Genomic DNA, 21,027 nt, shown 5'->3' on the forward strand with positions numbered 1-21,027 from the left:
ATTAGAAAACGATGTGATAATTATACATTCTCTAATAAATAATAAGTATCATAAACTTGGAGAACCCTCAAAAACACCGATTTTCTCTAATCTAAATTTAACTTAAATCCTGTATTTTCTAATCGTATACTAATATTCTCATTTTTTAATATTCCATACAAAAAATAGCCTCTGCAAATTGCAAAGGCTACTTCTCATAAAAAAAGCACTTATTTTATTTAGCGACACTGCCCGCTTCTTCAAGTACTTCTTCTTTAACATTCTCCTCTTGCACAATCTTTTTACGATTGTAAAGCATCAGTGCAAGGGTGATCAGGATAATCAAAGCAGGTCCCACGATACTTGCGTGAACTGTTCCTTCGTAAACAAGCCAAGCTAACGGACTAGCAGCGAAGTCAATACTTGCTACGGATGACGTCCCGGCTGGAATCAATGATCCTTGAACAATTTTAACTGCTGAGGTAAAGATTCCCGCCAGCGCGGTTGCTGATAACACACCGAGAACCATCGTTACCAACCCAACAATAAATGTCCGCAATACGTTTCCTTTAGTGTATGGTAATACTAATGGGAAAATGTAAATCAAACCGGACAGACTTGCCAGCGGCAAGAATTCGTTACCCGGAATAATCACTGAAAGGAACAAAATCGTTGGCACAAGTAGCAGTGAACATACAAGGGTAACAGGGTGACCAATGACCAGTGCAGGTGTCATCCCGATATTGAACGTCCGACCTTTAAAACGACGGCTAATAAGTTCTTGTGAACGGGTTGAAATCGGTTTCAATCCTTCGATAAACAAACTTGTAATACGAGGAATCAAGACCATAACGGCACTTAAGATAATACTCAACTGCAACGTTTTATCCACAGGATAACGGGCAAGAATACCTAACAGAATACCGATGATGACCCCGAGAAAAATTGGGTCTCCAAGAATCCCGAAACGTTTTTGAAGTTTTTCAGCATCAAGGTCAACCTTATTTAGACCTGGAATCTTTTCAATAACCCAATTAACAGCCCAAGCAAACGGAATAAAGGCTACACAGAAAGCTTGGGGGATAGAAATGCCTTGCAAATCTTTCCCGTAAAACTTTTCAACCATTTTCTGTGACCGGTCAGCACCGACCATGGTCACCACAAAAGTAACAATGGCGGCAAATGCACCCCACCAGAAACTCTTGGTAGCGATTGAGACAATTGATCCAATAAAGGCAAAGTGCCAGTAGTTCCACAAGTCAATGTTGACCGTTTTAGTTGTCTTAGTGAGCAACATGATCACGTTAATTGCTAAACCCAACGGAATAATAATTGCGCCTACTTCGGTACCAAAGGCAACGGTCGAAGCCGCTGGCCACCCAATATCCAAAGTGTGGAGGTGTAAGTGGTAGATATTGACCATTGAATTAACGGCCGGTCCAAGGTTGTCTGCCAGAAGTTGAGTGATAACACTCAAGCCAACAAACCCGACACCAACTGATAAACCTGACTTCAGAGACTTTCCTAAGCCCATGCCTAATAGTAATCCAAAAATTAAAAAGATAATAGGCATCATAACGCTTGCACCAAGTGACATGATGTAATTAATAACAGCCATTGTTTCTCCCCCTAACAGGTTGCTGAAAGAATTATTCTTGCAGCGTCCTAATTATTATTTTGTAGAAGATTTGATCCGCTTGAATTCATTGATGTATTCCTCGGCGTTTTTAGTAACGCCATCAAAATCATCGTTTTGTGCTGGCTTAGTCAACCCACCACCTGCACCAACAACGACAGCACCAGCTTCAAACCACGCCGCCATATTTTCAACATTCACGCCACCTGAAGGCATCACGTTTAAGTACGGGAATGGCCCCTTGTAATCCTTGATTGCACTTGGTCCAGCCATAGCGCCTGGGAACATTTTGACGACTTCGCAACCGTACTTAAGTGCGGTTTGAGCTTCAGTAGGCGTGTAAGTACCAGGTACATAAGGCACTTGATAGAGGTTACATAAGAAAGCAACATCGACATCGAACGTCGGACTGACGATAAATTCAGCCCCCGCAATAATTGCTAACCGGGCCGAAGTAGCGTCCAAAACGGTGCCCGCCCCGACAACAACCTTAGTCCCTTTATATTTCTCAACAAGTTCTGAGATCACGGTGTCTGCGTGAGGTACGCTGTAAGTTAACTCAAGTCCGGTAACACCACCTTCAATAATGGCATCGGCTAACTTCACCGCTTTTTCTGGCGTTTCAGCGCGGACAACTGCAATAACACCTGTATCAATCGTTTTTTGAAGTGATTCGGCTCTCTTCATAAATATGTTCACCTTTCTTTTTTAAAACCTAGTTCATAAAGTTATTAAGTTCTTCTGGCGTCGGGTAGCCGTCGTTATCGCCCGGACTCATCACCGCTAATGCGCCGACAGCACACCCTCGCTTAACCGTGTCGTCCAGTGACAACCCTTCCAGAAGACCTGTAATAAGTCCCACTGCAAATCCGTCCCCTGCACCGACCGTATCGACAACCTTGTCGACCTTGAAGCCTTCGACCACTCGTCCGGGTTGATTTTTTTGCCTGATATAAGCCCCTTTCGGACCAACTTTGACAATGACGGCTTTCGTTTGATTACCTTGATTCAGATAGAAGTTAGCAATTGTTTCGGGATCATCTGAATTAACTAGGATCTTTCCTTCGTTGACCCCTGGCACAACAATTGTTGCCATCTTCGCCAATTCATTTGTGACTTCAACCATTCGCTCCTGACTGGCCCATAAAGCTGGTCGCAAATTCGGATCGAACGTTATCAGTTTCCCCTTCTCTTGAAGTCTTTTCCCCAACTCCTTGAGAACCTCTAGATCACCATCTGAAATAGCTGCAAAAATACCAGATAAATGAGCAATTTTAATCTCATCAAGATTGATTTCGTCTAGATCTTTCATCCGATAGTGCGCTGCAGCTGAGTTCTTTCGGTAATAGAAAGTCGATGGATCACCGTGGCTTACCCGTTCTTTCAAGTAAAATCCCGTCCAAAACTCCGGATTTTTTTTCACGTACTTGGCGTCAACGCCGGTATTCCCCATGGCCTTGATTAAGAATTCTCCAAATGGATCATCCCCCACTGCGGTAACGTATGCTGCTGAGTGTCTCAAGCGGCTAACACCAATAGCCACATTCAACTCAGCGCCAGCGGCAAACTTGCTAAACTTCTTAGCATCAACCAATGACTGGTCGACATCTTCGGATGCAAACACAGCCATCGGTTCGCCAATGGTTAAAAATTCAGCCATGCTACTTTCCCCTCGTTTCATATAGTCAGTTCCGACAAAGTTCGTAGAAGCGGTCTAATGGGTTACCCAAAATTAACAAGTGAGCAATCTGTATGTTTGAACGTTATTCTGGACTGTCCCATTTTGTCTGTGAATTTCAGTCGGATTAATTGATATCTATCCAATCCCATTATTTCGGCAATATTGCGACACCTTCAAATCATTGTCGCCCCGCGTGATTAGGTTTACGGGACAGGTTAATTTGAACGTAATTCACAATCTATTTCAAAATAAAAACAGAGCTTTTTCACAATGCTCTGTATTCAACTTAACTATCTAACCAAATAACCACCATCAACAGGAATAACGGCCCCGTTAATGTAGTTAGAGGCGTTACTTGCAAGGTAGACTGCAATCCCCATTAATTCGTATGGTTCGCCCCAGTGACCAGCAGCGATCCGACCCAAAATTTCGTCGTTCCGTGATTTATCGGCACGAATCGGGGCGGTGTTAGCGGTTTGAATGTACCCTGGTGCGATAGCGTTAACTTGAACATTGTGGACGGCCATTTCACTAGCAAACGCCTTAGTTAACCCGGCAACACCATGTTTAGCGGCAGTGTACGAAGGAATGAACTTACCACCTTGGAATGACAACATTGAACCAATGTTGATAATTTTCCCTGACTTTTGCTTGGCAAATTCCTTTGATGCAGCCAATGATAAGTGGTAAACAGCAGACAAGTTGATTGCAATAACCTTGTCCCAGTCAGAATCCTTGGATTCAAGCAATGGGTTACGCTTGATCATACCAGCGTTGTTAACCAAGATATCGATGTGCCCGAAAAGTTGCATTGCTTGCGCAACAACCTTGTCAGCAATCCCGTCTTCAGTTAAGTCAACGTCTGCAAATTCAACTTTACGTCCGCGCGCTTCGATCATTTCACGAGTGGTGTCCCAGCCCTCTGTACCGAATGTTGGGATAAAAATATCAGCACCCGCTTCAGCGAGCGCAACTGCGTAACCTTGACCTAATCCAGTATTTCCACCCGTCACAATTGCAACTTTCCCATCGAGTTTAAACCAATCCATCTTAAATTGATTCAGGGACTCTGCATTGTGCTTAATTTCTTCTTGTGATTGTGCCATTCCAGTAACCTCCATTTTTGTTGTTTCTTTATTTGAAACATCGTTTCTCTTTTTGACACTCATAATATAATTCATCGCACAAAAAAAAGCAAGTGCGTTTTCGCACTTGCCTTACAAATAATGATTAAAGCGCTTTCTCAATCTCTTGCTGCGTCTGCTTTGCCAGAACCAAATATTTTTCACGATTTTTTTCTGTCATTCGATACTTGGGTGCCGTTATGCTGAATGCGCCAACCAGTTTACCGTTCTTGCAAAGCGAAAATCCAAGACAAAAAACTTCAGGTTCATTCTCTTCATTATCCACCGAAAACCCACGCTGCTTGGTCTTATCAACTTCTTTTAACAGATCGTCTGGCGACGTAATCGTGTTAGGCCCAACATGTCGAAACTCAGTCTCATGAATATAGTGTTGTAACTGTTCAGAAGTCCATGTTGCTAGCATCGCTTTACCCATCGACGATGAATAGAGGTTCATTTTCCCGCCAACCTGTGACTTTAACTTGATACTCCGATTCTTGCTTTCCATCTTAGCCAGCAAAACCACTGAGTTATTCCCCTCAACACCAAGGTTTATCGTTTCGTCCGTGGCATCTCGTAATTTTGTTAGCGCTGGTTTTGCGTACTGGAGCAAATTAAAATCACTAGACGCTTTTTCAGCATACGCGATAAAGTCAGTGCCTAAATAGTACTTTTTTTCATCACCCATTTTTCTCATCAGTCCAAGTGACACCATCGTATTAAGCAACTTTAAAGCCGTTGGTTTCCCAATTCCCGTATTGGCGCTAATTTCTTTTAATTCTGGGGCTTCTTCCGTCGTAATCATATAATCCAAAATTTGCTTCGCCTTGATCAAAGAAGACCCATATAGTTTCTGTTCACTCATTCAAAAACCCCTGTTCATTTCCATATTTGAAACTTTCGGTATTAATCATATCTCATCTATCGCAAAATGAAAAGAACCTTGAATTTTTTCATTGCTCTAGGCGACCAGAAGTTGATGACGACATTCTAATGAATCCAAGAATGCCTACGCTCTAAAAACTCAGCCCAGTGCTTAAGAATATCTCCTTCACTCCAAACCCACAGTCTCTTTTATTGGAAGGGGATAAAAACCGTTGGAATCCATCAGCGACTTCGTTTAACGTAAACCTTTACTACTTCCCCTAAATTCTAACACCCTCTCCAACAAGACTTTCAGAGGGGTACTCTATTTTACTAAAAATAGCCTCTGCAAATCATAAAGCCCATTTATTCACCAACCGCGGATTCTAAGTCTATCCATTTGTGTACGCGGACCACGTACGCTATAATACCCGTGAAGAGGTGATTTGAATGGAAAATTACACACCCACTAACGCAAGGAAAAACTTTTATCAGATTTTAAAAGACATTAATCAGCAAAACAAACCCGTCACTATCACACCCGCAAACGGAAACGAGGACGAGGCTGCAATCATCATTTCAAAAAAAGATTGGGATTCAATTGCCGAAACTCTGTATCTTGAAAATACCGGCACTTTAGCAAAAGTCCACAAACGCGAAGATGACAATAGCGGTTTCTCGAACGTTGACGATATCGATTGGGATTCGCTATGATTCCGTACGAAGTTGAGATAAAAAACTCCGCTAAAGGTGACTTAAAGAAACTAAAACAGTCTAACTTGAAGGATCAGTTTTTAAAAACAATCGCCATTTTAAAGCATGATCCTTTTCAACCTACACAATCTTTCGAAAAGCTACAACCGCCTAGTAGTCAGCTTTACTCAAGAAGACTGAATGCTCAGCACCGCGTCGTTTATCGTGTGGACATAACGCTTAGAAAAGTTTATATTTACTCAGCTTGGAGTCATTATGAGTAAACAAATAAACGTCGGGGGAAATCCCCCGACGTTTATTTAGTTTACTTTAATTTCCTGCTAATGCTGTTGTGCTACCGGCCGCAACAAAATCTCATTAATCCCAACCGCCTCTGGTTGATCAATCGCATAGGCCACGGCATTGGCAACGTCTTCCGGCTGGATGCCCATTCCTTGCTCTTGTTTGCGCATCTCTTCGCGCCGGTCTGACCCGCTGATGGTGCTGTACAACTCAGTGTTAACCACCCCTGGAGAAATCATTGTTGTCCGGATGTGATTTTCAACCTGTTCTTGTCGCAAGCCGTCCATAATCGCTTGAATGGCGTATTTCGTCCCAGCATACACCGCTGTGCTTGGCCGAACAATGTGGCCCGCCACTGAGTCTGTGGTAATCACGTGACCACCCTTTTGGTTAATCATAATTGGTAGTACCGCCGCAATGCCGTATAGAACGCCCTTGATGTTGGTATCGATCATCTTTTCCCATTCCGAAACCTTTAGCTCGTCGAGCAATGACAACGGCATCAACCCGGCGTTGTTAAACATGACATCAACTCGGCCAAAAGTCTCTTGTGCCAAATTCACTAACTTGGTGACATCTTCTCGCACCGTAACATCCGTTTTCGCGTATAAAACCTGTCCGCTGTCAAATTCAGCAGCCAACTGCTTCAGCCGGTCTTCGCGACGAGCGCCCAATACTAACTTAACGCCCATACCGGCCAATTTTCTAGCTGTTGCCAATCCAATACCGCTTGACGCTCCTGTAATCACGACTACTTTATTTTGTACGGTCATGAAATCGCCCTCATTTCTTATTTTTAATTTTGCGAAATATCCTTTGAATATCACTTAATATACTTATGGTACCGCAACCTACTCACTTACAAGGCAAAAAAAAACCTAAATAACAAATTAATTCAGTCACCTTTCAACCTAATCTGCGTAGCTAAAATCGAATTGACCGAAAACCATCGAGACGAACCGTCCACCGAAGCGGGTAAACTAACAGCTTATTGTTCAGTCCAGGATGCTTAACTTAAAACGGCGTGTGCCTTCAAAAGTTTTGAGGCTACACACTGTTTTTTGTAGTCAGTTTAGTTAGATCTGAACGATAGCCGTCTTGGTCATTATGAAAGCATCAACCGCCGACCCAATTCGTCGCTTTATTTTTCAAAAGCATGATTAGCTTGAGCATGGGTCTCTTTTCTCATCCCCCACATCACCGGCGCCAACAGCACCATATTCACGCCTTCAAGCACCGCCGTCATGACGAACACACCCGAATATCCGACCGCGTTAGCCACTACTGATCCTAGCATCGGGCCAATCACACTTCCCATGGCTTGAAACGATTGGTTATAGCTAAAAATACGACCAAAGGCGGATTGGGGCACGTAACGGGTCATTAAAACTTGGATGGCTGGCAGCATTGCGGCATCGGAAAAGCCTAACAAAGTGCGCCATAACCCAAGCTGCCAGACGTTTTGGGCAAAACTCATTGGAATAAAACAGATGATGGCAGCAGCCAATCCGCCCACCAGTACCTTTTCCGGACCGATATGATCGCTGACAATCCCAAGGATGGGTGACGCAATCAACGTGATAATACCCGGTAGTGATGAAATCCAGCCGCTAGTCATCGCAACCGATCCCTGGTTATGAAGCATTGACTTGATCAACAGACTGATAATGGGCGTAATTGACATATTAGCGGCCTGAATGACCAGCGTTGTGATAAACAACCCCCAAATCAACCTGGGATTGGCTAATTGTTTGAATACTTGCTTTGTTGGCGCCATCTTCTTAGCCGAGATGGGCTCGAAAACCTCGTGAACAAACAGCAACGTCATGAGAAAGACCACCAGCATCATCGCCCCGGTCACGAAAAATGAGCTCCGGTAGCCAAAGACGCTGGCCAAGGCCCCGCCAGCAAGTGGTCCTAACAAGGTCCCCACCACGTTACCCGTCGCTAGTGTGCCCAGCGCCTTGCCGCTTTTCTCGGTGGGAACGCTGGCGGCCATAATTGCGTTGGCATTGTTAATATAGCCCGAAAAGCACCCCTGAATCGCCCGCAAAACAATGAGGATCAAAATGTTAGGGGCCAGCCCGCAGGCGGTAATCGTAATCGTCATCCCAAGCGAGGCCCGTAGGCACATCAACTTCCGGCCATATTGATCAGCTAATTTACCCCAATAGGGTGACACAATGGCTTTCATCAAAAACGTAATGGCAAATGCAAACCCGCTAATCAAGTTAAGCTGAGCGGTTGTAAAATGCCCCATCGTCGCGATGTATAGTGGTAAAAACGGCATCGTCATGGAAAACCCCATGCCCGTTATAAAGTTGCCGACCCACAGCACCATCAAATTGTGCTGCCACTTAATTGGCTTCATCCGTTCAGCCCCTTCCTAAAAACTAAAAACCAGACCCATTCCCTGTCGGTAAACGGTCTGGCTTCATTTATCAATTGCCACTTAGCGAACTAACGCCCGGCTGGAACCGGCTCGGCAACGGTGGCTTTCTTTTCGCTTCGACCTCGCCAGTATGACGATAGAATCGAACCCGAAATGTTGTGCCATATACTGAAAATCGTCGAGGGAATCGCTGCAGCCGGCGTGAAATACTTCATCGCAAGAGTTGCTCCTAAACTTGAATCTTGCATCCCAACCTCAAAAGTAATGGCCTTACGCTGCGGGTCTTTCAACCGAATCAGCTTCGAGGATAAAAAGCCCAGTCCATATCCTGACAAATTATGAATCATCACAACAGGAATGACCATGGCCGTGGCAGCTGTGAATAACTCGGCGTGGTTAGCTGAAATAACGGCACCGATAATCAACAAAATGGCGACCTGAGAAACCAATGGAAGTGCCCGGGTGACCCTATCAACCGTCTTCTTAAACAATGTGTGAATCACAACCCCTAAAATAATGGGCACCAGCACAATCTTAACGGTGCTCAAGAATAGTGACTGTGTTGGGATTGCGACGTATTGGCCGGCATAAAATAACAACAACCCTGGTAAGGCAATCGGTGCCAATAGGGTCGACAGCGTTTCGATCGAAACGTCTAACGCAACGTCACCGCCAGCTAAGTAGGCCATCACACTTGATGAAGTCCCACTAGGACACGAGCCAACCAAGATTACCCCAGCGGCCGTTGCGCCCTTTAACTGGAAAACTTGGCACAGGATCCAAGCTAGTAGTGGCATGATCACATAGTGGGCCACCGTCCCTAAAATAACCGGAACCGGTCGCTTGACGATGCGGGCAAAATCCGCCCCGCGTAACGTAAGCCCCATCCCAAACAGGATAATGCCTAATAAGTACGAGGTGTTAGGAATGACCCACGCACTCGTCTGGGGTAAGACGTAATTAAACGCCGCCCAGATAACCACTAACACCGTAAACCACCGACCGACCCAGCGGCCAAACTGTTCCACTTTTTCCATATGTAGTCCGCCTTCTTTCATCATTTCTCTTAACTTAACTATGGTAGCCAAGAGCCACTCGGGCAAACCGACTCATTTTAGCGGGTGACCAAGCGGGTTCCCAGACTAAGTTAATATCGACCCGATCCACCTCGGGTAGTTTTTCTAGAGCACTTTCAATCATGTTTGTCAGAACCTGTGAAATGGGACACCCCATCGTCGTCAGGGTCATCGTGACCGTGACAACCCCATCGGTTAAGCTGAGTCCATATATCAGACCCAGATTCACTAAATCAATCCGAAGTTCGGGATCAATCACCGTTTGGAGGGCCTCAACCATCCGGGTCTTTAAATCCGCAACCGTGTCCGTTGTAGCCGTACTTTCTTCGGCCATCATCATCACCGTCCCTTAATTGAACCAACTAACCGTTAGTCTTCCTTACCGAACAACTCATCAGCCCCCAGCATCACACCCCCGGTATTCGCTGATGTGACGAGGTACTGGTACCGGGCAAGGTAGCCGAACCGAACCTTCGGCTTGAATGGCGTTAACGTTTGACGCCGTTTAGCAAACTCTGCTTCTGAAACGGCCACGTCCAGCGTCCGATTCGTCAGGTCAATCGTAATTTGATCGCCATCTTGAATTAACGCGATTTCACCGCCGGAAGCAGCTTCAGGTGAGACATGGCCCACACAGATGCCATGGGTTGCGCCTGAGAAGCGGCCGTCTGTGATCAAAGCAACATCACGGCCTAATCCCCGGCCAATAATATCTGAGGTGGGATTCAACATTTCGGGCATTCCCGGCCCACCCTTTGGTCCTTCGTACCGAATAACGACCACGTCACCTGCTTTGACCGTCCCGTTATCAATTCCTTCAACGGCATCATCATGTGAGTCAAAACAAACGGCTGTCCCAACAAACTTGTGAATGTCAGGATCAACGCCCGCTACCTTGATAACGGACCCTTCCTTCGCCACATTGCCGTATAGAACGGATAACCCGCCCTGTTCAGAATACGGATTATCCAACGGTCGAATAATCTCGGGATTTAAGGTGTGCGCACCGGCAACGTTCTCACGAATTGTTTTGCCCGTCACCGTCGGCCGGTCCGGGTGTAAAGCACCCTTTTCAATTAGCTCATTCATAATAGCCGGGATCCCACCAGCCTGATGAACGTCCTCCATGTTCCAAGAAGACGATGGTGCGATCTTGGCCAAATGGGGCGTCCGCTTAGCGATCTCGTTAATATCTTGTTCGCTATAATCGATTCCCGCTTCATGTGCAATGGCGAGACCATGGAGTACCGTATTAGTCGATCCGCCCATTGCCATATCAAGGGCAAACGCGTCATCAATGGCCTCTTTCGTAATAATGTCACGGGGTTTCAAATCGGCCTCAACGTTGGCCATGACCCGTTTTGCGGCTGCCCGAACTAATTCCCGCCGCTGGTCAGAAACGGCCAAAGCTGTGCCGTTAAATGGCAGGGCAACCCCTAGTGCTTCCATCAACGAATTCATCGAGTTCGCCGTATACATTCCGGCACACGACCCACAACTTGGACAGGCGTTACGTTCAAGTTCCATAAAGTCTTCCTTGGTCATTTTGCCATCTTTGAATGCCCCAACGGCTTCAAAAACGGATGACAAGTTGGCCGCCTTCCCGTTTGGATCGACCCCCGCTTTCATTGGCCCACCGGACACAAAGGCGCACGGAACGTTGGTTCGTAACGACGCCATCAACATCCCCGGTGTGATCTTGTCACAGTTAGGCATGTATAACACCCCGTCAAACCAGTGGGCATTAATGACGGTCTCAGCGGAATCAGCAATGATTTCACGGCTAGGTAGGGAGTACCGCATCCCGATATGGCCCATCGCAATCCCATCGTCGACGCCAATCGTATTAAATTCAAAGGGAATTCCCCCCGCCTTACGGATTTCTTCTTTAGCAATATCTGCTAACTCTCGTAAGTGCACGTGCCCTGGCACAATTTCTATGTATGAGTTACAAATGGCAATGAAGGGTTTCTTCATATCTTCCGGGTCCTTGACCATCCCGGTGGCGTATAACAAACTTCGCCCTGGTGCCCGATCAACACCAACGGTGATCTCATCACTTCGCTTTTGCATGTCATCGCCACTGACGGTAAAATTCAGCGTATCGCTCATTCAACAAGCCTCCTATAAGAAATTTTGAATCATCCATAATGCCGATTCAAATTACACAAATATTATCATTAAATTCTAATTTGTCAACGGATTTTCTAATATAAGTAGCTGGGTTACAAAAACCTAGGGCTTCCCCCTATTTACCGACATCCTTTCAAATCGGATTTACAAGTGCTTATTTATCAACGTTTATAGTCGTTAATCTTTGTGAAACGATTAAATTATTCAGTTCCTTCTATATTAATTAGGAATATCGACGCCCTCATAAATATAACTATTTTCTCATTTACTTTTCATTTTTCGTCTGCTATGCTTTCTCTATTCTTAAAGACGAGGCGACCAAAATGAAAACACCCCAAAATGACAGTCAAATTATTATTTCAATTAACACCCTTATTGTTCATTAACAGCGGGTGATTTTTGAATTCCCGCAATCGCGGGCATTTTGGGAAGCCAAGAGCCTATCAGGTTCTTGGCTTTTTTATTTTCCGTTTCGGCTTTTTGAAGGACCAATATATTAGGAAGGTGATTCACATGCAAGATACAGATGTCTCCACAGCTTCAGCAATGGCGCCGACGCTTGACGCCAATCCTAAGGGGTTAAGTCGCGACCCCGTTAAAACGGTGGTTTTTGCGTCCATGATTGGAACGGCCATTGAGTTTTACGACTTTTATGCCTATGGGACGGCCGCCGCGGCCTACTTCCCCCAGGTCTTTTTTCCGGAGGTAACCCCAACAATTGCCACACTGCTCAGTTTGTTGACCTTCGGCGTCGCCTTTGTCGCACGTCCACTGGGTTCCTTAGTCTTCGGCCACTTCGGCGATAAAATTGGCCGCAAAAATACGCTGATTGTCTCATTACTGTTAATGGGTTGTTCTACGGTCCTAATTGGCGTCCTACCGGGATACGCCACGCTCGGGATCACCTCGGTCGTGCTCCTTTGTCTCTGTCGCTTTGTCCAAGGTGTCGGGCTTGGCGGCGAATGGTCCGGGGCTGCTCTGGTTGCCACCGAAAATGCGCCAGCTAACCGGCGCGCGCTTTATGGCGCGTTTCCGGAACTGGGTGCGCCACTCGGTTTCTTCTTGAGTAACGGCCTCTTCTTCGTGCTTGAGATGACGTTGACGCCCGCCCAAATGATTAGTTTCGGTTGGCGGATTCCATTCATCGCCTCCTCGCTACTGGTATTTATCGGCTTTTGGGTTCGGGAACGGATGCAGGAAACCCCAATGTTTCGTCTCGCCCAAAAACGTCAGACTGTCACTAAGTCACCGCTGAAAACCGTCTTCAAAACCAGTTGGCGACAGCTAATTCAAGGCACGTTCATTGTTTCAGTTACATACACTCTGTTTTACACGCTGGCCACTTGGTCCTTAACCTATGCAACAACGACCCTGGGATTCTCCAATAAGGAATACCTACTGATGCTAATGGCCGCCATCATTGTTTTTGCCGTCATGATTGTTGTCGCTTCCCAATTTGCTGACGTTTTAGGCCGCCGGCGGGTTTTGATTTCCGCCTCCTGCTTACTGTTGCTCTTTGCTTTCGCTTTCCCATACCTGCTACAAGGTCACCGGAACTTTGTTGGCGCTATGACCTTCCTAGTCGTCGGGTTCATCCTCATGGGAACGGCCTTTGGTCCGGTCGGCGCCGTCTTGCCAGAACTCTTCTCCACTAAGGTCCGATACTCCGGTGCTGGCATTTCCTACAACGTCGCCGCCATTGTCGGGGCGGCCTTTGCACCGACCATCGCGACTTGGTTGTCAACGCACTGGGGGATTCAATCAGTGGGCGTCTATCTGGGAATTATGGCCGTTGCTTGCCTCATCTCTCTGTTGACGGTCAAGGAAACCAAAGAAGTTGATTTCACAAAATAATCACCAATGAGCCATTATTCTTTAGCAATCCATCCGAACCAACGGGATTGCAATGCCAGTCTAGCTTAAAATTAGAACTACTCAGACCAACTAATAAGGGCGTCGTCAGCTTGAAACAATGATCAAGCTGGCGACGCCCCTTTATTGTCTGCCGATATATTCTGATTGATGACGGGCTACTGCGGATAAACCGCCAATCGATCCCCTCGCACGGTCACCGTTTGAATTGGCTTTTGGTAAAAAGCGGACAGATTATCCACCGTTAATACGCGTTGACGGGGACCAGAACGGACAATTTCACCCTGCCGTAATAAAAGCACGTGCTTGAAACACGGCAAGATTTCCTCTGTGTAATGAGACACTAACAAGAGGGCTGGCGCATTTGGCAGTTGCGCAATGGCGGCCACTCGTTGCAACAGCTCTTCTCTAGCGAATAAGTCCAGGCCGTTGCATGGCTCGTCCAAAATCAGCAACTGTGGGTGCGCCATCATCGCCCTCGCAATCAGCACCAGTTGGCGTTCCCCCTGCGAGAGGACCGCGTACGGCTTTCCTATCAACTTAGTACCACCCATTTGCGTTAAAATGGCCGTTGCCTCCTCGATGTCGGCCGCCGTCACCGGCTGGTAAATCCCAATACTCGCAAACTTTCCCGATAAGACAATGCCCTCAACTCGGTCTCCCGGATGCAACTGATCCTGTAATGCCGTGCTCACCCAGCCAATTTTCGTTTTTAATTTCGGAATACTGGTATGCCCAAAAACACCGCCTAGGACTTCTAAGCGGCCAGAGGTTGGCCAGAGATCACCCTGAATCATTTTAAGCATCGTTGTCTTTCCAGCACCATTTAGGCCTAGAATCGCCCAATTTTCACCAGTGTTGACCTCCCACGATAGGTGCTTAATAATCTGCCGATTCCCCCGCGTTACTGAGACGTCATCAAATTTTAAAACTCGTGCCATGCTACGACCTCCTTGTCATTAGCTCAAAAAGAGCCGGATGAAGTCATCCCGCTCTTTTTGGCAAACCGATTAAAGTTGAAACTGGTCGGCTCTTAGGCCGTTGTTGGCGTACTGTATTTATCGGCTTCCGTGACGAATGGCATGTGCTCGCGCAATTCTGCCCCCACTTGTGACAATTGTGAGTTAGCTGAACGTTCACGCATCCGGTAAAGGTCCTTAAAGCCATTACGGTAATCTGCCATGAATTCTTTAGCAAATGAACCGTCTTGGATCCGCTTCAACGCATCCTTCATCGCCTCTTTTGATTCGGCACCAATCACCTTGGGCCCCACAACGTATGACCCGTATTCTGATGTGTTTGAGCAGTCAGCATACATTTTGTTGAAACCACCTTCATAAATCAAGTCACAGATCAGCTTCATTTCGTGTTCCACTTCAAAGTAAGCTAATTGTGGTGAATAACCGGCTTCGGTCAATACTTCAAATCCCGTTTCGATCAAGGCCGTCACACCGCCCATCAAAACATTTTGTTCACCGAACAAATCCTCTTCAGTTTCTTCACGGAACGTGGTCTTCAACAAGCCGGCCCGAGCGGCACCATTGCCTTTAGCAAACTCCTTCGATAAGTCTTCAGCATGGCCCGAGAAATCTTGTTCTGCCCCGTATAATGCAGGGACCCCGAAGCCTTCCTTGTATGTCCGTCGACATAGGTTACCCGGACCTTTAGGGGCCATCATCACAACGTCCACGTTTGCGGGCGGCACGATTTCCTTGTAGTAGACGTTAAACCCGTGAGAGAACCCTAAAACGTTGCCCTCCTCTAAGTTCGGCGCAATTTCTTCTTTATAGACATCAGACATCACTTCATCCGGTGTCAGCATTTGAATCCAGTCAGCCTGCCGCGCAGCTTCTGCTGGACTATAGACATCAAAGCCGTCCGTTTTGGCCGCATCAAACGATTTCCCTGGTCGAACCCCCACGATAACGTCGTAGCCTGAGTCACGTAAGTTGTTTGCTTGAGCGTGGCCTTGGGCCCCGTAGCCGATAAATGCAATTCTTTTGCCATCAAGATAGTTGGTTTGAACATCCTTTTCGTACAACATTTCTACACTCATAATTAATTCCTCCAATTTTTTTAATCGTAATCTATATGTAAATGAACGCCTAGTTTGACCTTATAAGCCCCACCTCCCTTCAGTGAGTTCGTGATTACATCCCAATCATATCGTCGTTTCGGTGACCAGGCGCAACCATCGGCCAAGCCTGCTCATCAACCGGAATTTGAACGTTGATCAACATGGCTGCCGAATCTTCAAAAATGGCGGTCATTTGATCGGTCAGACTTGCCGCTGGCGATAGCTGACGGTACTGCAACCCATACGCTGCCGCCAATTTTTCAAAATCAGGCTGCTGGTTAAACAGCGACTTAAAGCGGTGATGATCATAGAATTCGTCTTGCCACTGGCGAATCATCCCCAATGCATGATTGTTCATCAAAAAGATTTTGATGTTAAGATTCTCAGCAGAAATCACATCGAGTTCTTCACTAGTCATTTGGAAGCCCCCGTCCCCGACGAACAGAACGGTTGGCTTGTCCGGTTGCCCAAAGTGCGCCCCAATCGTGGCAGGAAGACCATAACCCATGGTGCCTAACCCGCCCGAACTCACAATTTGATTGGGTCGGCTAAACGGATAGGCCTGCGCGACCCACATCTGGTGTTGGCCGACGTCTGTCACGACGGTTGCATCCCCTGATGTCGCCTCACCGACCGCAGCGATCACTGCCAGTGGGTCAAATCCCGACTGCGCGGTCGCAGACGCTGCCCGGGTTGGATGAGTCTGTTTATTAGCTTGCGTCTTCGCCCGCCAAGCCGTTGTCTCTGGCCGGGGCGCCTGGCTCGCTAACATGATCTCAAGAGCAGCTTGCGCATCCGCTTGAACAGCGTACTCAGTATCAAACGTTTTATTGAGCTCCTTAGGGTCAATATCAATATGCATAATCGTCTTGTTGGCCGCATACCCATCGCGCTTAGGAATCAGCCGATCATCAAAGCGGGAACCAATGTTGACAATAAAATCCGTGTCAGCCAGTGCCATGTTCGCCGCGTAGGTTCCGTGCATCCCACCCATTCCCAAGAACAGCGGATCGGTCGTGGCGACGGTACCGAGGCCAAGTAACGTGGCCACGACTGGCAGTTGCCATTTATGTATAAAATCATTGAAGGCTTCAGTCGCATTAGCTGCCCCAACCCCGGCCCCGACAATAGCAATGGGGCGTTGGGCGTGGCTCAGTGCCGTTAACCCGGCCTGCAAGGTTGAAGTGTCGATTGGCGAACCAGCTGGCGACGTTGGCGAGTCAAGTACCCTTGAAAACTGGGTCGTTTCGTCTAAAACATCCTTAGGTAGTTCGATTAAAACTGGTCCCTTCCGCCCAGATTGGGCTAATTCAAAGGCCTGAGTAATTGTCGGTTGAAGATCTGTAATATCCCTAACCTGGTAATTGGCTTTAACAATTGGCCTAGTAACCGCCATCACATTGAGTTCTTGAAAGGCTTCGGTACCTAGTGCCCCACGGCCAACTTGACCCGCAAACACCACCATGGGAACCGAGTCCATCATGGCATCCGCGATTCCAGTGACCGCATTACTCGCCCCGGGGCCACTAGTCACACATAAGACGCCCGTTTTTCCAGTTGTCTTGGCATAGCCTTCGGCCGCATGGGCCGCTCCCTGCTCGTGACGAACCAAGATCAACTCAAACTGCTGACCATACATCGCGTCCATCAACGAAAGAATCGTCCCGCCAGGATACCCAAACAGGTGCGTCACATTTTGCTGTCTTAAGCTACTGACTAACACGTCATCCCCCGTCATTTGATCCGGTTTTGTCTGTACGTCGTTCATCCTCAAATCATCACATCCTTCGAAAAACACAAATTTTTAATTGCCGTAGCGAGTTTGTGAAAAGCTTGCCTCGTTGCGATGTGGTTCAGATTATCATACATTTTCTAATTGTCAACACATAATCTAATTGTTTTTTAATCAAACTCCGATCAATTTTTCGGTTTCTTCTACTTGTGTCGTCGTCAAAAAATTCGCTAAAAAACTTTTTAAACCAAGCCCACTAACGACATCAGTCACGGCTAATTCGGACCAACCAGAATAATCAACCGTCATAGCGAGCTCCAATATGACGTCAACAGTTTCTCATTGTTTTTTAAATTAACGGTTGTGTTTTCTCTTGATTGTGATATATTGAACCTCAACGAAAAACAAAAGCAACTTGAAAAGAGTAACGACTAAGGTGCCCCCAGAGAATTCCGGAACGCTGAAACGGAACGCCAGCTTAGTTGCGAACGTAGCTTCAAGAGGTCTTGCTTTAAGGATGCCGCCTTTATCCGGTTCGATGTTTAACATCAGTGAGGCAGCCATTAGACTGCGAATAAAGGTGGTACCGCGTAAAAACGCCCTTTGAAGAGCAAAATCTTCAAAGGGCGTTTTATTTTGACGTTTTTCGTATTTTTAATTCTCGAAAGGACTGATAGTCATGTCATCTCACATTATTTTGGCGGCTGCAAATGCGCCAATGGCAAAGTTTTTCGAAACGCAGGGTTTTGATTCGCTCTACGTGAACCAAGAATCCGTGGCCAATCAATTATTAGCCACCACCGATGAATCCTTAGCCGTCACGGAATACGTGCAATATCTTAAATGCCTGCGGGCAACGACCACCGTCAGGATGTTGGCTGACGCGGCTATTGGATCCGACCCGATTTCAACGACCATTAACCGAGTTAGCCATTGTGGTATGGATACCATCGTCATTAGTGATGACGACGAAAATCACCGGGCCCTAACGCTTGCCGACTTCTCGAACCACATCCAAGCAGCGAGTAGCTGCATCGCCGGCCTCTCCAGCAGCTTAATGCTTAACCTAGGCCACCTTGAACAGTACGGGTACCAAGGACTAAGCGAACGAATCAAGCTAACGAAGAACACCAACGTCACGGCCATCGTCGTCAGCCACGTTACCCCAGATGATCTCGGGGGGTTAGCCCCGCTTCTTGCCGAAAATCACCAGATCGGCCTGGCCCTCGACCACCCGGATTTTAGCTATGGCATGGTTCAAGCCATGATGCCCGCGTTTATTTTAGATACTTATCATCCGAGTCTTGCGGCCAAGCAGTCTGTTCAAAATGCTGGTAATTCAGTTATCGCAAAGCTTTTTATGGGATAATCCAAAATATTCCTACCAGAATATAATTATTTTATCATTTACTTTTAATCTTATCATTGCTATGCTTCATGTTATCAAAACGAAATCACTTAAATCGAGGTAAACAACTATGAACCAACACACCGTCTTAATTTTAAAGAGCTTATCTGTTGCTGTCGTGATTATTATTTAATCTGCGGGCAAGATTTGACGAGCCCGCAAACCTGCGGGCAGTGTTGGCGAGAGCCGGAAGCTGCTAATTGTAGCTTCCGGCTCTTTATTTTTTACCAGAAAGGAGGGATTTTATGACCACTATCATCACACTATTGTGCTTATCGTTTCTCTGGTTGCGGCTCACTCGGTTCAACAACCATCACAAACGCCACCAAACCACTAACTTAATGGTTTGTTGTCGACCTTATCGGTGGCGGACAAGACCAGCCAGCGTCGCGTTTGACCAAATTCGGGACTTCACTGGTAATCAGTGAATCCGTTGCTAACTGTTTCAATCGCAACGCCCACATAAGACTCAACTTCGCATTTTTGCGACACATAGCTGGTGGCGCAACCAGCAGTCACTCGTTGATCAGGCGGGCCCACCTGTCAACCATCCATAATCCAATATTGGTGTTTTCACCATTCCCCAGTCCCGCTAATACTTGATTGACCGCGGCTGGACACATATTCTTCATTAAGATTTTAATATTAATGAAGAAACTGGTTATTTTTGAACTGTTCAACCAAGAATAACCCACATAAAAACGCCTAGAACAACCGTCCTAGGCGTTACATATTACTATTAAATGGCTACTTTCGCACTGACTTGCTCCACCGTTGCAATGGCCTCTCGAACCACTGCCGCGGTGACCGGCTTTTCCGTCGGCACAAAGTGCATCTGCGTGCTTGGGTCGGCCGCCGCTTCAGCTACCTTTTCAATGTCAGCTTCACTCGCATGACCCAAGTCAACCTCTGCTAAATTGGTTGGCAATCCAAGCGCCCGGTAAAATGGCAGCAGGTCCTTGATGTCATCTTCTTGGCCTTCAATGGCCAGCAACACCAAAATACCATAAGCCACCTTAGCACCATGCAAATGCGGTGCGGTCTCAGGGAAGATGGTTAGGGCATCATGGATGGCGTGAGCACCAGAGGCTCGGCCGTAATCATCTCCCCAGCCGCCCACTGTGCCAGCCATCACAGTCACTGTTTCAGCGACTTGGCGCCAACGAGGTGTTAGCTTACCAGCTTTCATATCCTCAACGGCCCCAATGGCATTTTTCAACAAGACGTCCTTACAGTTGTTAGCCATCTGCTGGGAGATTGTCAGGGCTACCGTGTATTGATCTTCAGGTAACTGCTTAAAAATCAATTCTGACTCATAGAACTTCGCCAGCGTGTCGCCAATACCAGCCACGAAGTACTCGATTGGCGAATTCAAAATAACCTTGGGATTCAACAACATCAAATTAGCGGTTTCCAAGTAAATCTCGTGATCCACGTGTTCGCCGGATTCCTTATAATGCACGGAAATCGCTGACCATGGCGAGCAGTTGCTCGCCAACGTTGGAATTAAGACCAGATAACGATGCGTACCAGTCGTAACGCTCTTGGCAGTATCCAGCACCTTACCACCACCTAGGCCAATGACCATATCAACGTCATTTTCATCCGCAATGGCTCGGACGCGAGCGATTTCTTCGTAAGAACACTCACCGCCAAACGGCACGTCCACGACATCAACATCCGCGGGCCAAGCTGGTAAGTATGGTTGGGCTGCGGCTAATGATTTCTGGCCGTGTAAAAATAACACGGTTTTCACCTTTAAGTCGGCCATGAACCCTGGTAATTGGTCGTAAGCCTCGTTGTCTGAAATGTAGCGCTGTGGTCCACTTTGTGAAATCATTGTCGTCAGTCCTTTGTGTTGCCCGGTCATGTGCCGGGCTTATTTATGTAGTAAGCCGCAACTCTCTGTCTGCGTGCTAACGGAAATTTATTATCGGCTTTATAAAATGAAAAGTCAAGGATGATTTTAATTCTATTTTAATAAAAACTCAAATCTGGTATTTTCTATTTTGACTCTGGTCACCCGATTAAAAAAATCGTCCCCATAGAGACGATCT

Annotated in this window: 19 protein-coding genes; 5 read left to right on the top strand and 14 right to left on the bottom strand. The window is 46.7% G+C overall.

Translation table 11 applies throughout. The features are described 5' to 3' along the window. Nucleotides 1–214: 214 nt before the first annotated feature. The 5 genes from FC96_RS05015 to FC96_RS05035 form a co-directional block, all read right to left on the bottom strand. A complete protein-coding gene (locus FC96_RS05015; protein WP_054660150.1) occupies nt 215–1,597 on the bottom strand; it encodes a PTS galactitol transporter subunit IIC in 1,383 nt (460 codons plus the stop codon). A 54-nt stretch (nt 1,598–1,651) separates the two neighbouring features. Beyond that, nucleotides 1,652–2,302: a bifunctional 2-keto-4-hydroxyglutarate aldolase/2-keto-3-deoxy-6-phosphogluconate aldolase gene (locus FC96_RS05020; RefSeq protein ID WP_056942236.1), complete on the bottom strand. Its 651-nt coding sequence runs from the start codon at nt 2,300–2,302 to the stop codon at nt 1,652–1,654. A gap of 28 nt (nt 2,303–2,330) precedes the next feature. Then, nucleotides 2,331–3,275 (bottom strand): sugar kinase, encoded by a 945-nt coding sequence (locus tag FC96_RS05025; RefSeq protein WP_056942237.1) that lies wholly within the window; start codon nt 3,273–3,275, stop codon nt 2,331–2,333. Nucleotides 3,276–3,586: 311 nt separating this feature from the next. After that, nucleotides 3,587–4,402, bottom strand: a complete 816-nt coding sequence (gene kduD, locus FC96_RS05030; RefSeq protein WP_056942238.1) for a 2-dehydro-3-deoxy-D-gluconate 5-dehydrogenase KduD — start codon at nt 4,400–4,402, stop codon at nt 3,587–3,589. A gap of 124 nt (nt 4,403–4,526) precedes the next feature. Then, nucleotides 4,527–5,285 carry an IclR family transcriptional regulator gene (locus tag FC96_RS05035; RefSeq protein ID WP_056942239.1) on the bottom strand — a complete coding sequence of 253 codons (759 nt, stop codon included), beginning with the start codon at nt 5,283–5,285 and terminating at the stop codon, nt 4,527–4,529. 449 nt (nt 5,286–5,734) lie between these two features. Between FC96_RS05035 and FC96_RS05040 the strand changes: the two genes are divergently transcribed. Together FC96_RS05040 and FC96_RS05045 are read left to right on the top strand one after the other, a co-directional pair. Further along, nucleotides 5,735–5,998, top strand: a complete 264-nt coding sequence (locus FC96_RS05040) for a type II toxin-antitoxin system Phd/YefM family antitoxin (RefSeq protein ID WP_056942240.1) — start codon at nt 5,735–5,737, stop codon at nt 5,996–5,998. Then, nucleotides 5,995–6,261 (top strand): Txe/YoeB family addiction module toxin, encoded by a 267-nt coding sequence (locus FC96_RS05045; RefSeq protein WP_056942241.1) that lies wholly within the window; start codon nt 5,995–5,997, stop codon nt 6,259–6,261. The genes FC96_RS05040 and FC96_RS05045 overlap by 4 nt, the downstream gene beginning before the upstream one ends. A 57-nt stretch (nt 6,262–6,318) precedes the next feature. Here FC96_RS05045 and FC96_RS05050 read toward each other — a convergent pair whose 3' ends face one another. From FC96_RS05050 to ilvD, 5 genes are all read right to left on the bottom strand, one after another. Beyond that, a complete protein-coding gene (locus FC96_RS05050) occupies nt 6,319–7,053 on the bottom strand; it encodes an SDR family oxidoreductase (protein ID WP_056942242.1) in 735 nt (244 codons plus the stop codon). Between the two features lie 368 nt (nt 7,054–7,421). Then, the gene (locus tag FC96_RS05055; RefSeq protein WP_056942243.1) at nt 7,422–8,651 is read right to left on the bottom strand and encodes an MFS transporter; all 1,230 of its coding nucleotides are present in this window, start codon (nt 8,649–8,651) and stop codon (nt 7,422–7,424) included. An 89-nt stretch (nt 8,652–8,740) separates the two neighbouring features. Continuing rightward, a complete protein-coding gene (locus FC96_RS05060; protein WP_054660156.1) occupies nt 8,741–9,709 on the bottom strand; it encodes a bile acid:sodium symporter family protein in 969 nt (322 codons plus the stop codon). A gap of 34 nt (nt 9,710–9,743) precedes the next feature. After that, on the bottom strand, nt 9,744–10,082 hold the full coding sequence (locus FC96_RS05065) for a metal-sulfur cluster assembly factor (protein ID WP_054660297.1): 339 nt from the start codon (nt 10,080–10,082) through the stop codon (nt 9,744–9,746). Nucleotides 10,083–10,117: 35 nt separating this feature from the next. Beyond that, nucleotides 10,118–11,860 (bottom strand): dihydroxy-acid dehydratase, encoded by a 1,743-nt coding sequence (ilvD, locus tag FC96_RS05070; protein WP_056942244.1) that lies wholly within the window; start codon nt 11,858–11,860, stop codon nt 10,118–10,120. Nucleotides 11,861–12,394: 534 nt separating this feature from the next. Here ilvD and FC96_RS05075 point away from each other — a divergent pair. Further along, a complete protein-coding gene (locus FC96_RS05075; RefSeq protein WP_056942245.1) occupies nt 12,395–13,735 on the top strand; it encodes an MFS transporter in 1,341 nt (446 codons plus the stop codon). Nucleotides 13,736–13,911: 176 nt separating this feature from the next. Here the strand turns inward: FC96_RS05075 and FC96_RS05080 are convergent, their stop codons facing one another. The 3 genes from FC96_RS05080 to ilvB form a co-directional block, all read right to left on the bottom strand. Further along, nucleotides 13,912–14,694: an ABC transporter ATP-binding protein gene (locus FC96_RS05080; RefSeq protein WP_054660158.1), complete on the bottom strand. Its 783-nt coding sequence runs from the start codon at nt 14,692–14,694 to the stop codon at nt 13,912–13,914. Between the two features lie 92 nt (nt 14,695–14,786). Further along, entirely contained in the window at nt 14,787–15,809 is a 1,023-nt protein-coding gene (gene ilvC / locus FC96_RS05085; protein ID WP_054660160.1) for a ketol-acid reductoisomerase, read from the bottom strand. 94 nt (nt 15,810–15,903) lie between these two features. Beyond that, nucleotides 15,904–17,598 carry a biosynthetic-type acetolactate synthase large subunit gene (ilvB, locus tag FC96_RS05090; protein ID WP_056942246.1) on the bottom strand — a complete coding sequence of 565 codons (1,695 nt, stop codon included), beginning with the start codon at nt 17,596–17,598 and terminating at the stop codon, nt 15,904–15,906. A gap of 643 nt (nt 17,599–18,241) precedes the next feature. On the opposite strand from ilvB, the gene FC96_RS05100 reads away from it, so the two are divergent. Together FC96_RS05100 and FC96_RS05105 are read left to right on the top strand one after the other, a co-directional pair. Continuing rightward, nucleotides 18,242–18,931, top strand: coding sequence for a hypothetical protein (locus FC96_RS05100; RefSeq protein ID WP_054660164.1), 690 nt, complete (start codon nt 18,242–18,244; stop codon nt 18,929–18,931). A gap of 284 nt (nt 18,932–19,215) precedes the next feature. After that, nucleotides 19,216–19,398, top strand: a complete 183-nt coding sequence (locus FC96_RS05105) for a hypothetical protein (protein ID WP_054660167.1) — start codon at nt 19,216–19,218, stop codon at nt 19,396–19,398. Between the two features lie 311 nt (nt 19,399–19,709). Here the strand turns inward: FC96_RS05105 and FC96_RS05110 are convergent, their stop codons facing one another. Continuing rightward, on the bottom strand, nt 19,710–20,810 hold the full coding sequence (locus tag FC96_RS05110) for an iron-containing alcohol dehydrogenase family protein (protein WP_056942381.1): 1,101 nt from the start codon (nt 20,808–20,810) through the stop codon (nt 19,710–19,712). Between the last annotated feature and the right edge of the window lie 217 nt (nt 20,811–21,027).

This window comes from Secundilactobacillus kimchicus JCM 15530, assembly GCF_001433995.1.
Classification (GTDB): domain Bacteria; phylum Bacillota; class Bacilli; order Lactobacillales; family Lactobacillaceae; genus Secundilactobacillus; species Secundilactobacillus kimchicus.

Bases quoted from the DNA above. Each gene is read 5' to 3' on its own strand.
- FC96_RS05015 (WP_054660150.1), bottom strand. From the start codon at position 1,597: ATGGCTGTTATTAATTACATCATGTCACTTGGTGCAAGCGTTATGATG.
- FC96_RS05020 (WP_056942236.1), bottom strand. From the start codon at position 2,302: ATGAAGAGAGCCGAATCACTTCAAAAAACGATTGATACAGGTGTTATT.
- FC96_RS05025 (WP_056942237.1), bottom strand. From the start codon at position 3,275: ATGGCTGAATTTTTAACCATTGGCGAACCGATGGCTGTGTTTGCATCC.
- kduD (WP_056942238.1), bottom strand. From the start codon at position 4,402: ATGGCACAATCACAAGAAGAAATTAAGCACAATGCAGAGTCCCTGAAT.
- FC96_RS05035 (WP_056942239.1), bottom strand. From the start codon at position 5,285: ATGAGTGAACAGAAACTATATGGGTCTTCTTTGATCAAGGCGAAGCAA.
- FC96_RS05040 (WP_056942240.1), top strand. From the start codon at position 5,735: ATGGAAAATTACACACCCACTAACGCAAGGAAAAACTTTTATCAGATT.
- FC96_RS05045 (WP_056942241.1), top strand. From the start codon at position 5,995: ATGATTCCGTACGAAGTTGAGATAAAAAACTCCGCTAAAGGTGACTTA.
- FC96_RS05050 (WP_056942242.1), bottom strand. From the start codon at position 7,053: ATGACCGTACAAAATAAAGTAGTCGTGATTACAGGAGCGTCAAGCGGT.
- FC96_RS05055 (WP_056942243.1), bottom strand. From the start codon at position 8,651: ATGAAGCCAATTAAGTGGCAGCACAATTTGATGGTGCTGTGGGTCGGC.
- FC96_RS05060 (WP_054660156.1), bottom strand. From the start codon at position 9,709: ATGGAAAAAGTGGAACAGTTTGGCCGCTGGGTCGGTCGGTGGTTTACG.
- FC96_RS05065 (WP_054660297.1), bottom strand. From the start codon at position 10,082: ATGGCCGAAGAAAGTACGGCTACAACGGACACGGTTGCGGATTTAAAG.
- ilvD (WP_056942244.1), bottom strand. From the start codon at position 11,860: ATGAGCGATACGCTGAATTTTACCGTCAGTGGCGATGACATGCAAAAG.
- FC96_RS05075 (WP_056942245.1), top strand. From the start codon at position 12,395: ATGCAAGATACAGATGTCTCCACAGCTTCAGCAATGGCGCCGACGCTT.
- FC96_RS05080 (WP_054660158.1), bottom strand. From the start codon at position 14,694: ATGGCACGAGTTTTAAAATTTGATGACGTCTCAGTAACGCGGGGGAAT.
- ilvC (WP_054660160.1), bottom strand. From the start codon at position 15,809: ATGAGTGTAGAAATGTTGTACGAAAAGGATGTTCAAACCAACTATCTT.
- ilvB (WP_056942246.1), bottom strand. From the start codon at position 17,598: ATGAACGACGTACAGACAAAACCGGATCAAATGACGGGGGATGACGTG.
- FC96_RS05100 (WP_054660164.1), top strand. From the start codon at position 18,242: ATGTCATCTCACATTATTTTGGCGGCTGCAAATGCGCCAATGGCAAAG.
- FC96_RS05105 (WP_054660167.1), top strand. From the start codon at position 19,216: ATGACCACTATCATCACACTATTGTGCTTATCGTTTCTCTGGTTGCGG.
- FC96_RS05110 (WP_056942381.1), bottom strand. From the start codon at position 20,810: ATGATTTCACAAAGTGGACCACAGCGCTACATTTCAGACAACGAGGCT.